Genomic DNA, 15,985 nt, shown 5'->3' with positions numbered 1-15,985 from the left:
GGACAACGGCATCGCCGATGTCATGGCCGTCGATCGAGCGCCCGTCCCTGGCCCGTGATCCAATTATCCGTTGCGCTTGCTGGACCCAGCGGCCATACCATGGCCCGGCATCGCCCACGATAGATGACCCGCAGCCTCCGGACCCGTTCGATGACCCTCCTGCTCACCCCCGGATCCGCCGCCATGGACACCGGCACGGTTTCCGTCTCGGTCCTGATCCCGGTCTACAACGAGGAGGACAACATCGCCCCCCTGTGCGGCCGGCTGATCCCGGCGCTCGACGGGCTGGGGCGGAGCTTCGAGGTCATCTTCGTCAATGACGGCTCCACCGACGGGACGGAGGCGGAATTGCAGCGCGTGGCGTCGGACAGCCGCATCCGCGTCATCAACTTCCGCCGCAACGTCGGCCAGACCGCGGCGATGATGGCCGGCATCGATCATGCCCGCGGCGACGTCATCGTGCCGATGGACGGCGACCTGCAGAACGACCCGCAGGACATCGCAGGCCTGCTCGCCAAGCTGGACGAGGGGTATGACGTGGTGTCGGGCTGGCGCGCCGACCGGCAGGACGGCTTCCTGCTGCGCACGCTGCCGAGCAAGATGGCCAACAAGCTGATCTCCACCATCTCCGGCGTGAAGCTGAACGACTATGGCTGCACGCTGAAGGCCTACCGGCGGCAGATGCTGCAGGGCTACCGGCTCTATGGCGAGATGCACCGCTTCGTGCCGATCTACGCCCGCTGGCAGGGCGCCAGGCTGACCGAGATGCCGGTGCGCCACCACCCGCGCCGCCACGGCCAGTCGAAATACGGGCTGGAGCGGGTGCTGAAGGTCGTCCTCGACCTCGTCGTCGTGAAGTTCCTGACCCAGTACGAGACCAAGCCGATCTACATCTTCGGCTTCGCCGGCCTGATGTTCATGGGGCTGTCGGTGCTGGCCGGCATCTATGCGATCTATCTGAAGCTGGTCGACGGCATCTCCTTCATCCTGACGCCGCTGCCGCTTCTGGTGACGATGGGGCTGGTCACCGGGGTGATGTGCATCCTGATGGGGCTGCTGGCCGAGCTGCTGGTCCGCATCTATTTCGAGAGCCAGGGCAAGAGCCACTATTCGATCAAGACCATGCTGAATTTCGACGAACCGCCGCCCGTGGACCGCAGCATCCGCGACTGACGGTCCCGATCAGAAAAAAGGCCCCGCACCCTTCCCGGTGCGGGGCCTTTTCGCGTCGCCGTCTCGCGTCAGGGCGCCGCCACCACACCGCCGGGGGGCGTCAGTTCCTTCAAGGCGCCGGAATGGGCCATGACGAACAGCCGGACCCGCTGGCCGGCGACCTCGGCCGGCAGCGGCAGGATGAAGCCGCTGTTGAGGAGCCGCTCCTCGTGGAAGGCGTTGACGACGTCGGACCGCGCACTGCCGGTGGAGCCGGTGGCGACGATGCGGTCGCCGACCGCCGCCAGGACGAAAGCCGCCGGCGCCGGCACGGTCATGTCGGCGGCCCATCCCGCCAGGGCGAGCGGACCGTTGGGAATCCGCTCGATCCGGTCGAGGGAGCCGTTCACCCCGTCCCCCGTCTCGGCCGTCCGCACCGCCATGCTCAGCCGCAGGACACCGGTCCCGTCATCGAGCGTCCCGTTGCGCAGAAGGGTCTGCAGGATCGGGCGCTCCGGCCGGTTGGCCGCATCGTTCAGGGTCGGGGCCAGGAAGTCGGCCTTCAGGTCGTAGGCCGCGTGCAGGAAGGGGGCGATGTTGCGCGGCGAGCTGGACGGGCAGACCAGCGGCTGCTGCCAGTCCAGCCCGTCCGCTGTCCTGATGGCCTGCAGGTGGCTGGCGATGCAGCGTTGCGCCTCGCTGTCGCGTTCCGCCACCATGCGGTTGAGATCAGCGACTTTCCAATGCCGCAGCAGGGAGCCGCCGACGCTGTGGCCGAGGACGAGCAGGGCGGCCAGAAGCAGCCCGGCGGCGGTTCCCCGGTTCATTCTCCCGACCCCTGCCCGGCCGGCCATCAGCACCGTCCAGCCGGCGACCGCCGCCGGGAAGGCCAGCAGGACCGGATAGGCATAGCGCGGGATGGTGCCGCAACGCATCGCGGCGGCGATGCCGTCGCCGCACAGCCCGGCCCGGCCCAGGGCGGTGGTCATGGTGACGATCACCGCCCCTGCAATCAGCGAGGCGATGCAGAAGACGGCGTGCCGCCGCTCGACGCCCGCCCGGCCGAAGGGCAGCAGCACCGCCGGGATCAGGCAGAGCGCGAACGCCACGGCCCCCACCGCCAGGGACGGCGGCGCTCCCACTGTCTCCACCGGCAGGCCGGCGGCGGTGGCGAAGGCGCCGAACAGGAAGGCCCAGAACTCCCGATGCCAGGGCAGCACCAGCGGCTGGCCGGTGTGGTTGGCGTAGGAGCCGTGGAAGGTCATCCATAGCATCGCCACCGTCAGCAGCAGCCCGCCGCCGACCGCCAGCAGCGTGCGGCCCTCCGTCAGCCTTTCCCGCCAGCCTGCCTTTCGGCGCAGGGCCAGCACCGCCCCGACCCCCGCCGCTCCCAGCGCATAGCTGGCGCCGAACACTCCGGTGGAGCCGAAGGCCAGCAGGAACAGCGTGGCAAGCACCAGCCGCCCGCGGGCCAGCGTGTGGAGGAACAGGAACAGGCAGGTGAAGAAGATCGGCTGGGCCAGCCCCATGTGCTGGTAATAGAAATACTCGTTGTTCAGCGTGCCGGTCAGGAACAGTCCGGCCGCCACCACCGGCACCGCATCTGAGGCCGACCGCATGCAGTCCCGCAGCAGGACCAGCGCGTAAGTGGCCAGCATCGCGGCGAAGGCCAGCCAGCCGACCAGCCGGAAGGCGATGAAATCGACGCCGATGGCATGCCACAGCCCGTGGGTCAGCAGCTTGAAGAAGGGCGCGACATGGTCGCTGTCCTTGGCGAAGATCGAATGGAAGGTCAGCGGCTGCTGCACGCCCTGGGCGGTGCCGAAGAAATAGCCCCAGTCGTCCCAATAGGGCAGGCCGCTGCTCGCCTGCATGTTCCGGCCGAACTGATAGACGACGATCAGCGTCCCCAGCCCCAGCAGAAGCCGGACCAGGATGCGGGCGAACGACGAGGCGCGGGAACCGGCGCGGGCAGCGGCATGCATGTCCGCTCCCCCATGCGTCTGAGGAAGCGGACGATCCAGACTGTCTAAACTCATGCTGCGTTTTCCATCGGTGCCGGGGTCTGGGCCGGGCGGTCCAGCGCGGTGGCGAGTGCGGTCCAGGCCCACAGCAGGCCGCGGTGGTCGGCCTGCCCGCTGCGGTGCTCGTCCCAGCGCGCCGCCAGCCAGGCGCCGTCCACCCCGATGCGCGCCGCGGTCTCCAGCGGCGGCTGGGGCAGGTGGCGCAGCCAGCGGCTCAAGGGGATGCCGAAGCCCTTCTTGGGCCGCGACAGGATCGCCGGCGGCAGCAGCGGCGCCATCGCCTTCTTCAGGATCCATTTCCGCGTCCCGCCCCGGATGCCGTTCGGCTGCAGCTTCACGCCGGCCGGCAGCCGGCTGACGAAGGCGACGAGGTCGCGGTCGAGGAAGGGCGAGCGCGTCTCCAGCGAACAGAACATGCTGGCGCGGTCGGCCTTGATCAGCAAATTCTCGCCCAGATAGAAGCGGCCGTAGAACTCGATGGAGCGGTCGACGTCGTTCCGGCTGGCGCCCGACCGCCACAGGGCGTCGGCCTCGTCATAGAGATCGTCGGCGGAGAGGTCGGTGCCGAACAGCCGCGACACCTCCTCCACAGAGGCCGGTCCCAGCCAGGCCGGCATCCAGTGCGCCGGCCGGTGCCCCAGCCCGCGCAGCGCCCGGCGCAGCTTGAAGTCGAAGCTCATGTTGCGGTCCGAGCGCGGCAGCCGGTGGGCCACCGCTTCCGCCAGCCGGTGCAGCGGGCGGGGGACGGCATGGTGGTAGAGCCGCGCGGGCTTGAGCGCGTCGAAGGTGTCGTAGCCGGCGAACAGCTCGTCGCCGCCGTCGCCGGTCAGCGCCACCGTCACCCGTTCGCGGGCGAAGCGCGACAGCAGGTGCGTCGGCAGGATCGACGGATCGGCGATCGGGTCGTCCAGCCGGCCCAGCAGTTCCGGCAGCATCCCCGCCGCGGTGTCGAGGTTCAGCGTGCGGCAGGCATGGTCGGTGCCGTAATGGCGCGCCGCGTCGGCGGCATAGCCGCTCTCGTCGAAGCTCGGCTCGTCGAAGCCGATGGTGAAGGTCTTCATCGACGCCGGGTCGCGGTGGCGGGCCGCGAGCGCCACGATGGCGGCGCTGTCGATGCCGCCGGACAGGAAGAAGCCGACCGGCACGTCGCTCAGCATCCGGCGCTCCACCGCGCGGTCCAGCAGCTCGCGCAGCTCCTCCGCCCACTCATCGGGGCCGCCCGGCGGCTGGTCGTCCACCACCATGCGGTATTCCCAGTAGCGGCTGACCGACAGCCGGCGGCTGGTCAGGTCGTAGACCATGCTGCAACCGCCCGGCAGCTTGCGCACCGCGGCATGGGCGGTCAGCGGCGCCGGGATGAAGCCGTAGGCGAAATACTTGACCAGCGCGGTGCGGTCCAGCCCGTCCGGCACCGACGGGTGCGACAGGACGGCGGTGGCCTCCGACGCGAAAACCAGCCCGTCCGGCGTCTCGGCATAGAACAGCGGCTTCTTGCCGAAGCGGTCGCGGCCGAACACCAGCCGGCCCTGGCGGCGGTCGTAGAGGCAGAAGGCGAACATGCCGTTCAGCCGCTCCAGCATGTCCAGGCCCCATTCCCGGTAGCCGTGCAGCAGCACCTCGGTGTCGGAATGGTCGGTTCGGAAGCGGTGGCCGGCCTGCTCCAGCGCGCGGCGCAGCTCAGGCGCGTTGTAGATCTCGCCGTTGTAGACGATGACCAGATCGCCCTCCGCCGTCGCCATCGGCTGGTGGCCGCCCTCGATGTCGATGATGGCGAGGCGGCGGAAGCCCAGATGGACCGGCAAGGCGCCGCTGTGATCGGCACTGCCATGATCGGCATAGACGCCGTCGTCGTCGGGGCCGCGGTGGCGGATGATGCTGGTCATGACGGCGAGGTCGCGCTCGCCGCCGGGTCCGGCGAAGCCGGCGAAACCGCACATGGGGCTGCTCTCCCGAGGGGACTGCCGAAGGTGGCGACGGGGGCTAGGTGTAGCGCCTCCCCCGGCCGGGTGCCATGGCGAAATGCCGAACCCGGACTGCCGGAGAGCGGCGACAGGGTGCGCGGGCGGAAAGTCGTGGCTTCCAATTCCTGCTTTGGTTACAGCAGAGGCCGTGGGGTGCGGCCGTTCCGGTCGGGCCGGATGGGAGCAGGCGGATGATCGGTGGGCCAGTGGATCTGGAAGGCGGCTTCAACCGCATGCGGCCGTGCCGTCACGGCTTGATGGTCTACAACCGCAACGACCGCTATGTCGGCCGCTCCCTCGATCTCTACGGCGAATATGCCGAGCATGAGGTGGCCCTGTTCCGCTCGGTCGTGCGTCCGGGTGACGTCGTGGTCGAGGTCGGGGCCAACATCGGCGCCCAGACCCTGCCGCTGGCCCGCATGGTCGGGTCGTCCGGCTCCGTCATCGCCTTCGAACCGCAGGAGATGCTGTTCAACCTTCTCTGCGCCAATCTGGCCCTGAACGGCGTTACCAATGTGCGGGCGCGGCGCATGGTGGTGGGTGGCGAGGCCGGCGCCATCCGGGTGCCGACGCTCGACCCGAGCCGTTCCAACAATTTCGGCGCCCTCGGTCTCGGCGGCTGGGACTATGGCGAACTGGTTCCGCTGGTGACGCTGGACAGCCTGGACCTGCCGTCCTGCCGCCTGCTGAAGGCCGACGTGGAGGGCATGGAGGAGGCGGTGCTGCGCGGGGCCTCCAAACTGATCGCGCGCCACCGGCCGGTGCTGTATGTGGAGAACGACCGGCGCGACCGCTCGCCCGCCCTGATCGGGCTGATCCGGTCGATGGGCTACCGGGTCTGGTGGCACACCGCCCGCCTGTTCCATCCCGGCAACTTCGCCGGCAACCCCACCGACCTGTTCGGCGGGGTCGGCGCCGTCAACCTCATCGCCCTGCCGCCGGGCAGCGACATCCACATCCCCGAGCCCGAGATCACCGACGATCACGCCTGGTGGCAGTGAGGCGGTTCAGGCCTCCGCCCGGTCCGCCTCCTGTTCCAGAACCTCGCGAACCGCGGCGGCCATCCCCTGCCAGGTGAAGCGCCTGCTCCGGTCGAAGCCGGCCTGGATCAGGGCGTTTCGTGTCGCGGGCTGGCGGACGGCGCGCAGGGCGGGGACGATGCTGTCCGGGGACCGCGGGTCGATGTAGAGCGCCGCCTCGGCGCCCACCTCGCGCAGCACCGGCAGGTCGGAGGCGACGACCGGGCACCCGCAGGCCATCGCTTCGATCAGCGGCAGCCCGAAGCCTTCGTAGAAGGACGGGAACACCAGGGCGGTCGCCGCATTGTACAGGCGGACCAGCGCATCGTCCTCCGCCCGCACCAGCCGGACCTCGACTCCCTCCGGCAGGCCGTTCAGCTGATCCGGCGACGCGTGGCGGCTGGAGCACAGGACGGGCAGGCGTTCTTCCGGCGGCATCCGTGCCAAGGCATGCACCAGGGCCACGCCGTTCTTGTGCTCGTGCAGGCCGCCCACCAGCAGGAAGAAGCCGTTGGGACAGCGCACCTCGGCCCGCAAGGCCTGCCGGTCGGTGTCCGGCAGGACGCGGAAGGAGGAATCGACGCCCGGATAGGCAAGGCTGGTCCGCCCCGCCGCTTCCGTGTGCAGGCGCTCCAGATCGCTGCGGGTGCTTTCGGAAATGCAGATATAGCGTCGGGCATAGGCGATGGCGGCCCGCTTTTCGGCCCACATCGGCTGTGCCAGGTTCATGTTCAGCATCTCCGGGATCATGTCGTACACCATCATCACCGACGGGATGGTGAGCGGCGCGGTGTAGTAGGTCGAGATGAAGACCCCGGCCTTCTCCTCCAGGCCGCACTGCTCGATCAGCCGCCGCTGGCGCTGCGGATCGGCATAGTCGTGCGGCTCGATCATCCGGTAGGCGATGCCCGGCACCCGCGGTGCCCAGCCGTTGCGGTCCAGGACCAGAAGCCGCTCGGCGAAGTCGGTGCCGCTCCACTCCTTCAGCAGGCTGTGCCAGACGCGGGCGATGCCGGTGCGCTGAAGCTGGAAGAAGACGGAGTCGATCATCACCCGCGGCTTGGCCGGGGAGCGGCGGATTTGGAAGCGCAGGCGATCCCGGGCCGGCGCGGCTGCGGGACGGGTGGAGCGCAAACGCTCCAGCACGGCCTGCGCGTCGGTGGCGACATGCTGATAGGGGGCCTGCCGGACATGGCTCTGCAATCCGCGAAGGCCGCTGTCCAGCAATCCCGCCGGATCGGAGAGCGCCTTGCCCATCGCATGGATCCGGTCCGGCGAATAGCGCAGATGCCTGGGCTGCTCCCGGTAGAAGACATGGGTCTGGCCGTTGCTGTGCAGCCGCATGCCATGGCGTTGCGCCACCATGTCGAGGGCACGCAGCGAATAGAAGAAGACGTGCTGGCCGTTGTCGGGGGACAGGTAGAACCAGTCCGGCCCCTCCCCGCGGTAAAGCTGGGTCGTGGTGATGATGATGTCGGAGTCCGCGGCGAAAATGCCGTCGAGGTCCTCGGCCGGATTCGGCAGATGTTCCAGCACCTCGAACGCCGTGGTGACCGGAAACACCGAGGTTTCCGTGTCCTTGCGCGCAAACCCCAGCGCATAATGATTGTCGACGTATTTGTCGTGCAGGAAGAAGGCGAAGCCCCGATCCCGCATCATGCGGGTGAACAGGCCGTTGCCTCCGCCCCAATCCAGGCACGGGGTTCCCGCCCCGACGCCGAGTTGCTCCAGCAGGGGCGGGACCGTGAGCGACAGCAGGATGCTGCGCTGCACGATGCCGACGTCCTGCATCATGCAGTCCGGCGTATAGGCGTCGTCCAGCCAATGGGGAGGATCGGTCTGCAGGGAACCGCATTGGGTGCATTCCCAATAGCCGACCTGATGCCGGCCGAGAAGCACCGTCTCGAAGACACGGATCGCGCTGCCGCCGCACAGCCGGCAGGCACTGGTGGGGACTGTGGTCATCGTGGGACTGCTCACGCCGTATGCCGGTGCCGTATGTCGGCCTGGATGGTTTCCCATACCGTGCCGAAGACGGTTTCCCAAGCGTGATTCGTCAGGATCTGTTCGACCACGCCGGTGCTGCGTGCCTCGTATTCCGCCGGGCTCATCGCCATCGCCGCAAGGATGATCTCACGGTTTCTGGCGGGATCCTGGGTGAGATAGATCGCATGGGGGGAGCGGAAGCCGCTTTCCGGAGTGACGATGGGCACCAGTCCGCGCGCGCAATTCTCCAGGATCGCGGTGGCCTGTGCGTCCAGGGAACTGGTGTGGATGTAGAAGGCGCATTGCTCCTTGACGAAGCGGTCCACCTGCGGATTGCTGTTGTCCATCCAGCCCAGCGAGATGACCTCCTTGTCGCGGATGCGGACCCGCTGGTTGGCGTGGTTGCGCAGGCTGCCGCTGCCCAGATGCAGCCGCATCAGGGCCGGGTCGATGCTGTCCAGCAGCATGTCGAACCCCTTGTGCGGCTGGAGGTCGCTCAGATGCAGCAGGCCGTTCATGCTTTCCGGGCTGTAGCGGCGCGGCGCTCCGAACAGGCGGGCTTCGCACCCCATGTCGATGCGGACCAGCTTGTGCTTGATCCGGCCGATCGGCGTATCGGTCGGCAGCGCCTGGATCTGCTCGTACCAGTAATCGCCGCAGATGCCGAAGATCAGCCGGGCGGCGTCGAACTGGCTGTCGACGAAAGGGGACCATTTCTTGTGCTCGGCGATCTGCACGGGCAGGATCGGCACCATGAGGTAGGTGTTGGGGTGGCAGGGTTCGCCGGGCGCTAGGGCGTTGTCACGGACCCAATCGTCGCTCAACCCCCCGACCGGATCGAAGGTGGTGTGCCCAAGAAGTATATCGGACGGATTGCGGGTCACCCTGGAAGCGGTGAAGCTGTCCAGATGGACGTCGGTGTGTTTCCCAAGAACCTTGCGCGCATACTTGCAGATTTCGGCATTGTTCGCTTCGTACTTGCTATAAGAGTCTTCCCTGAAGATGTATGGTGACCAGAAAAAGTGAAGCATCAACATCTCCATGGGTGTGCAATACTTATCGTATTTTGTTCGGAGGCGGATCGGGATCAGAGCGTCTTGAGACGTTTCATCCTGTCGCGCCAATGGGCCAGGAACAGGATGCCATCGCGCTTGGCGAATCCTTCCATCGTTCTCTGGCGCCTGTCCTCTCCACCGCGGATTTCCGTGGCGGTCCGTATCCGGGACCAGTCGGGAATCACGGCGCATCCGCAATCCTGGTAGAGCGGATCCAGGATGCCCGAGGTGACGATCGGAATGGCGCCCGTTGCCAGACTCTCCCACACACGGATCGTGTCCACCCCGTTGCCCTGGGGACAGAGAACGAACTTGGACATTCCCATGAGAGCCAGATAGTAACGATAATCCATCCGGTTCTCGCAGATGAACACGCCATCGCTGGGGAGTTCGCTTCTGTCCACCGATGTCTTGGACAGGAAGGTGCATAGGATCTCGATGGGGCGATCATTCCAGGGCAATCCGCCCGCATGGTCGAGGATCAGGGATTGCCGGCCATAGGGCCGCTGCTTCTCGGTGAATCCGATCGGAAGCTGATGAACGGACGATGACCATTTCGGCAGATTGCAGCCCCACCATTCCCGTATCCTGGGGTCGTCGAGCAGATGGCGGTGGGCGTCTGGCGTGATGTCGCTCACGCCGGTGACCAGAACGAAGGGATTGTCGATCAGGCGCAGGACGTTGCTCTCGAAGAACGGCAGAAGATCCGTCTTCACGAAGACGGTATCCCCCGCCTTCACTTCGTGAGGACGGAAAGGCGGGTTCGAGTGGAGGGGCAGGACTCCAAACTGCTCATAATATTCCTTTGTGCAATCCAGGATATGATCGCACAGGAGAGGGATCGAATTGTACCGGAGAAGACCGATCTCTTCATCCATGCCGCACCTCTTTTAGATCGGATCGCGTAAAATCGGAATCGATTTGGAGCGTGAATCTGATCGACAAACATAAAGCTACAGCGTCGTGCGCTTCATATTAAACGCACGACGCTGTAAAAAACGATATGAGACAGGTCGGACTCTGGAAGCGATCGGTCTCACGGCGGTGGAATTCAAAGCCGGACGCGTGCTTATCCGCGCACCCAGGCCTGGTACAGCCCGCCGAAGATCATCGGATGCTCCGCCTCCAGCCGGTCCCAGCGCCCGAGCGAGGTCATCGCCGGGTCTTCGGGGAAGCGCTTGCGGTAGAGTGCGGCCACCGCCGGATCGGCCAGGCGGAAGCCCAGGAACTCCAGGCCCAACGCTTCGAGCGCACCGGCCAGCCAGGGCAGGGTGACGTGCAGCTCATGGACATGCATCAGCAGGTCGCGGCAGGCGCTGGTGCCGTAGAAGTCCGGGGAATGGACGACGGCGCGCGCCGGATGGCCGTCCGGCAGATCCTGGATGTCGCGGCGGACGTGGCGGATGCCGTCCAGGGTCGGCGGGTGGCCGCGCTCCGCGATGAACTGGCGGGCGGCCAGAACCGGCCGGCGGGCAGCGGCACTGTAAAAGCCCACCTCCATCACGCCATGCGGGCGCAGCAGCCCGCGCAGCACCCGCAACCCCGCCATCGGGTCTTCCATGTGGTGCAGCACGCCGACGCTGTGGATCACGTCGAAGCGGCGGTCCAGCGTCCCCAGCTCCAGCAGGTCGGCCTGGGCGAACTCGATGGATTTCAGCCCCAGCCGCCGGCTCTGCCGCGTGGCGTAGGCGAGGCTGCGGCGGCTGAGGTCGACCGCCAGCACCTTTGCGTTCTTCAAGGTGGAGGCGGCCCACACCGCCTCGCGCCCGGTGCCGCAGCCGGCGACCAGCACCTCCGGCGCCTCCCAGCCCGGCGCTTCCCAAGCGGAGGGCCAGGCGGGGGAGGCGGGCAGGGCGGCATGCGGGAAAAGCGCGTGCAGGAAACGGGGCAGCGGCACCGGTTCCGGCAGCAGGCCGGTGGTCATCCAGCGGGGATAGGGGTTCTCCTCATATTGGGCGCGCACGCCGACCGACACCGGGTGGCTGATCGGCGTCAGCGCCGGCAGCTCCGCCTGGATCGCCGCCTCGGCCAGCGGCTCGGCGACCTGCCGCTCCAGCAGCCGGGCGATCTCCTCCGGCCAGGACAGGGCCTGCAAGGCTTCCGCCCGTTCCCAGCGGTAGAGCGGCCGGTAGGCGCCGAGCAGGGCGACCAGCACCGCCGGCGGCTGTTCGCCGCTCGCCAGTGCCGCTTCCGCCGCGCGGAGCAGCACCGCCAGGACCTGGAACTCGCCGTCGGTCTCGGCGAAGACGTATTCGTTGAGGAATCCCTGTTCGGCGATGGCGGCGCATAGGGCGCGCCAGGACGGCCGGTCGGGCAGGCCGGGGCCGGTCAGCGCCAGCAGCAGCACCCGGCGCAGCCGGGTCAGCGCCCGTTCCAGGGTGGGATCGCAGACCGGTGCGGCGCGCAGATGGGCCAGCAGCAGCACATCCTCCGCCAGCCCGGCGAGCGACCCGTCGGCCAGCAGGGTCCGGCTGGCATCGTCCAGCGCGGGGCCGGCATCCTCCGGCAGGGCGGCCAGGGTCCTGATGACGGGCGAGGCCAGCAGCACGCCGGCGATGGCGCGCGTCAGCCCGGCGCTCTCCACTTCCGGCCGGCCGAGCGCGGCCAGCAGGTCGGCGCGCAATCCTTCGTCCAGCCCCGTGTCGGGCTGCGGCGGCGTGGCGTCGCGCAGCGCCTCGACAAAGGCGATCCAGTTGCGCGGCATGTCGGGGGCGAGACGGATCGCCTTGCGGACATAGGGCAGGGCCTGGTCGCGCCATCCACCCTGCAGGAACAGGGCTGCGATGCCGAAGCACAGCTCCGCGTCCTCCGGTGCCGTGCGGGCGATGCCGAAGGCCTCGGCCTCCGCCTCTGCGGTGCGGCCGGCGGCGATCAGCAGCGACAACAGGGCGTGGCGCAGCGCCAGGGGCAGCGGCTGGCTGGCCGGACGGCCGGCGGTGGCGCGGCGCAGCTCTTCGATGGCGGCATCGGGGTTGCCGGTCTCCTGATGCAGGCGGGCGAGGTTGTTATGGACCTCCGGCAGGTCGGGAGAGAGGCGCAGCGCCTCGCGGTAAGCCTCCAGCGCGCCCGCGGCATCGCCGCCGGTCTGCAGGGCGGCGCCCAGATTGGCCAGCAGCGGCGTGCGGTTGGGATCGTCCGGGTTGGCGATGCGGGCCAGCCCGTCGCGGCAGACGGTGGCCGCCTCCTGCCAATGGCCGGCGACGCGCAGGCTGTCGGCCAGCCGCAGCCGGGCATCGAGGTGGCCGGGATCGACCGCCAGCACCCGGTGAAAGGCGGCGATGGCCGCTTCCAGTTGGCCGGCGCGGTGGTGCAGGGTACCGATCAGGTGAAGGGTTCCCGTCAGCCGCGGGCGCAGCGCCATCGCCTGCTCGGCCTGTTCCAGCGCTTCTCCGTCGCGGCCCAGCCGCGCCAGCAGCGAGGCGTGGTTGCCCAGGATCTCCGGCAGGACCGGCCGGTGGGAGAGCGCCCGGCGGAACAGCGCCTCGGCCTCCTCCGCCCGGCCTTCCAGCATGCGGACCAGCGCCAGGGTGCCCAGCGTCTCGGCCCGCGCCTGACGCACGGCCTGGGGGGCTTGCGCGACCGCGTCGGCAAGGCGCAGCGCCGTGTCGCAGGCCGCCGCCGCTTCGGCCAGCTGGCCGCGGCGCAGCCGGGCGAGCGCCTGGGCGCGGTGGGCCTGGATGGCCGCCGTTCCGGCCCCCGGCTCCCCGCTCCCCGGCTTCCAAGTCCCCGTCCGCCGCAGAGCCTCGGCCGCCGCGGCATAGCCGTCGTCGGCACGGCCGGCGGCGATGAATGCCAGGGCAAGCACGCTCCAGCCGTCTGCCCTGTCGGCTTGCGCCCGCACCGCCGCCTCGGCCCAGGCCACGGCGTCGGCCGGCCGGGCCAGGATGCGGGCGGCTTCGGCCATCGACAGCAGCCCGGCGGCATCGCGCGGCGGGTTGCCGCACAGTGTGCGATAGGGCCCCTCCGCCTCCTCCGGCCGGCCGGTCCGGCACAGCTCCAGAACCTGCGACAGGCGCTGTTCCACGGCGAGACGATCCGGGGCGCTCTGCTCGGTCGGAAGGCTGACGGTCCCGGTGGCGGTTTCGGCGGCGGTCATGGAACAGGACCCTTCGGTTGGAGGGGAGGAGGGCTGTCGAGTCTCAATAGGCCTGGTAGGATTTTTCCTCGACCAGCTCGGAACCGAGCAGCTGGTTCAGATCGCGCTTCAGCGCTGCGCGGCGGTCGTTGGTGTGGTAGACCTGCCGGGCCAGCTCGACGAAGCGCGGGCCGAAATCCTTCGCGCGCTCGCAGTCGCGGATCTCGTCCTCGACCTCCCACAGGGTGGTGTTGACCGCGCGCAGGTCGTCGATCAGCGTCGCCACCTCCGGCCGCGCGGTGTCGGCCTGCGCCGCCACGGCGACCAGCGCCTCGCGCTCGCGCCGGACATTGGCCAGCTTGTCGGCGTCGGCGATGCGCTCCGCCTTGATGTCGAGGATGGTGATCTTGTCCAGCAGTTCGCCCCAGGAGACGGGCGCCAGGATCGGCATGTCGGAAGGTCCTGTCCGGGTGTGGGTGGAATGAGCGGCATGGCTGCGCAGGGCCTGCTCCAGCCGGTGCAAGGCGTCGTCCCAGGAGCCGGGCCGGTCCTGCCGGAACAGGCGCATGGTCGGATACCAGGGGCTGTCGTCGCGGTCGAGCATCCAGCGCCAGTCGGGGGCGAAGGGGACCATCACCCAGACCGGGACGCCGAGCGCGCCGGCGAGATGGGCGACGGAGGTGTCGACGCAGACCACCAGATCGAGCCCGGCGATGATGGCGGCGGTGTCGGCGAAGTCCTTGATGTCGGGCGACAGGTTCAGCAGGGGGAAGCCGCCGGGCGGGTCGGCGGCCTGCCCCTCGGTCGGCCCCTTCTGGATGGAGACGAGGCTGACGCCGGGAATTGAGGCCAGCCGCGCGAAGGGGGCGAGGCCAATGGAGCGGTTCTTGTCGTTGCCGTGGGTCGGCGATCCGGCCCAGACGATGCCGACCTTCAGGCCGTCCAACCCCTTCAGCCGCTCGCTCCAGCGCGCCGCCAGATCGGGCTCCGCCGTCAGGTAGGGGACGCGGTGCGGGATGGTGTCCATCTGGGTGCCGAACACCTCGCCCAGGCTCAGCATCGGCAGATGCAGGTCGAAGGCGTCGGTGGGAAGCTGGCCGCTGACGAAGCGCTCCACGCCCGGCAGGCCGGCCATCACCCGCTCCAGCGCTGCCGGCAGGCCCAGGATCACCCGGCCGCCGCGGGCCGCCACCAGGGGGACGTAGCGGCAGAACTGCAGGGCGTCGCCCAGCCCCTGTTCGCCGTGCAGCAGGATGCGGCGGCCGTCCAGCGGCTCGCCCGCCCAGCGCGGTTTGGGCATGACGGCGTGGGTGGGGGCATCCTTGCAGCGCAGTCGCCACTCATATTCCTGCCACCCCTCCTCGAACCGGCCGGCGACCAGCAGGGTCATGCCGAGGTTGCGGCGCGCATCCGGGCTGGCCGGGTCGATGGCGACGGCGCGGCGGAAACCGGCAATGGCCTCATCCGGCCGGTTCTGGTTCAGCCGGGCGTTGCCATGGTTGGCGTAGGCGCCGGCGAAGCCCGGATCGACGGCGACGGCGCGGGCATGGGCGCCCGCCGCCTCCTCCAGCCGTCCCTGTTCCTGCAGGGCCAGGCCCAGGCTGCTGTAGCCGGCGGCGAAATACGGGTCGAGCGCCACGGCGCGGCGGTGCCACGCCGCGGCCGCTTCCGCTCCGGATCCCGCCTTGTCCAGCCCGCGCAACGCGATGCCCAGGTTGTTGCAGACCGCCATGTGGGCGGGGTCGAGGGCGAGGGCGCGGGCATAGGCGGCAACGGCATCCGGCAGGGCGTCGCGTTCCTGCAGGACGTTGGCCAGCCCGGCATGGCCCTCCACCCCGGCGGGGGCGAGCTTGACCGCCCGGCGGCAAGCGTGTTCGGCATCGGCCAGACGGGCCAGCCCGCGCTGCAACCCACCCAGATTCTCATAGGCGGCGGTGAAGTCCGGGCGCAGGGCGATGGCGCGGGCATAGGTCGCCACCGCCCCGGCCGCATGCCCCCGGTCGCGCAGCAGGTTGCCCAGGTTCAGCCGCGTTTCCGCCATGGCCGGATCGATCCGCAGGGCGCGGGCGATCAGGCGGAGCGCTGCCGCCCACTGGCCGGCGCGCCGGGCGACCAGTCCCAGCAGATGCAGGGCGTCGGGCTGGTCGGGCGCGATCTCCAGAATACGGCGGTAGATCCGCGCTGCCGCGGCCAGCTGGCCGCTCTGATGATGCCGCACCGCTGCGGCGAGCGCATCCTGAATGGTCGCCATGCTCGATCGGTCGTCCCTGGCCCTTGGATGTCATGTGTGGTGGCTGTCCGGCGGCGCCTGTCGCCGCAAGGGAATAGCGGCTGTTCCCGAATTCTCCAAGCGCATCCTCGCCGCGCACGCGCATCCTCGCTGCGGCGACAAACGAAATACAGGTTGTGTTATCAACTTGTAACAACGGGGCGGTCGGCATCGAAGCCAGGGCTTGGCCGGTCATCGGTGACGAAGTTGTGCAAGTCGCACAAGTCTTCGTGGTCTTTCACTCGATTCGAGGGTGCTGCCTCCTTCCTGCGGCCAAGCTCCAGCCTGAACACCAACTGAATAGTGGGTGCCACCAACTTCGCGCAGCCTGTGGCGATTTCGCCATACTGCTCATTTTCCAAGGCATTGCAAAGGCTTGGAGAAAGGTGGCCTCACCGTTTGGCCACCCCTTCCAGAGGTGCGCGCGGCATCGGCCACTACGGC

General features: G+C 68.9%; 9 protein-coding genes. 2 read left to right on the top strand and 7 right to left on the bottom strand.

Annotation, left to right across the window (positions count from 1 at the left end; translation table 11 throughout):
- Positions 1 to 150 precede the first annotated feature (150 nt).
- On the top strand, positions 151 to 1,173 hold the full coding sequence (locus B9N97_RS08230) for a glycosyltransferase family 2 protein (RefSeq protein ID WP_244560613.1): 1,023 nt from the start codon (positions 151 to 153) through the stop codon (positions 1,171 to 1,173).
- A gap of 68 nt (positions 1,174 to 1,241) precedes the next feature.
- Here B9N97_RS08230 and B9N97_RS08225 read toward each other — a convergent pair whose 3' ends face one another.
- Positions 1,242 to 3,137, bottom strand: a complete 1,896-nt coding sequence (locus B9N97_RS08225) for a hypothetical protein (RefSeq protein WP_244560612.1) — start codon at positions 3,135 to 3,137, stop codon at positions 1,242 to 1,244.
- Positions 3,138 to 3,187: 50 nt separating this feature from the next.
- Positions 3,188 to 5,113, bottom strand: a complete 1,926-nt coding sequence (asnB, locus tag B9N97_RS08220; RefSeq protein ID WP_085085195.1) for an asparagine synthase (glutamine-hydrolyzing) — start codon at positions 5,111 to 5,113, stop codon at positions 3,188 to 3,190.
- 215 nt (positions 5,114 to 5,328) lie between these two features.
- On the opposite strand from asnB, the gene B9N97_RS08215 reads away from it, so the two are divergent.
- Positions 5,329 to 6,138, top strand: coding sequence for an FkbM family methyltransferase (locus B9N97_RS08215; RefSeq protein ID WP_167393246.1), 810 nt, complete (start codon positions 5,329 to 5,331; stop codon positions 6,136 to 6,138).
- 6 nt (positions 6,139 to 6,144) lie between these two features.
- On the opposite strand, the gene B9N97_RS08210 is transcribed toward B9N97_RS08215, so the two are convergent.
- From B9N97_RS08210 to B9N97_RS08190, 5 genes are all read right to left on the bottom strand, one after another.
- Positions 6,145 to 8,121 (bottom strand): glycosyltransferase, encoded by a 1,977-nt coding sequence (locus tag B9N97_RS08210; protein ID WP_167393245.1) that lies wholly within the window; start codon positions 8,119 to 8,121, stop codon positions 6,145 to 6,147.
- A gap of 11 nt (positions 8,122 to 8,132) precedes the next feature.
- Positions 8,133 to 8,966, bottom strand: coding sequence for a glycosyltransferase (locus B9N97_RS08205; protein ID WP_143266523.1), 834 nt, complete (start codon positions 8,964 to 8,966; stop codon positions 8,133 to 8,135).
- 263 nt (positions 8,967 to 9,229) lie between these two features.
- A complete protein-coding gene (locus tag B9N97_RS08200; RefSeq protein ID WP_143266521.1) occupies positions 9,230 to 10,075 on the bottom strand; it encodes an exostosin family protein in 846 nt (281 codons plus the stop codon).
- A gap of 191 nt (positions 10,076 to 10,266) precedes the next feature.
- Positions 10,267 to 13,293: a class I SAM-dependent methyltransferase gene (locus B9N97_RS08195; protein ID WP_085085185.1), complete on the bottom strand. Its 3,027-nt coding sequence runs from the start codon at positions 13,291 to 13,293 to the stop codon at positions 10,267 to 10,269.
- 43 nt (positions 13,294 to 13,336) lie between these two features.
- A complete protein-coding gene (locus tag B9N97_RS08190; protein WP_244560611.1) occupies positions 13,337 to 15,523 on the bottom strand; it encodes a tetratricopeptide repeat protein in 2,187 nt (728 codons plus the stop codon).
- Positions 15,524 to 15,985: the final 462 nt, after the last annotated feature.

The organism is Azospirillum oryzae, assembly GCF_900177515.1.
Taxonomy (GTDB): Bacteria; Pseudomonadota; Alphaproteobacteria; order Azospirillales; family Azospirillaceae; genus Azospirillum; species Azospirillum oryzae_A.
Note: the sequence above shows the minus strand (reverse complement) of the source record. Positions and strands in the feature narration are given on the sequence as shown.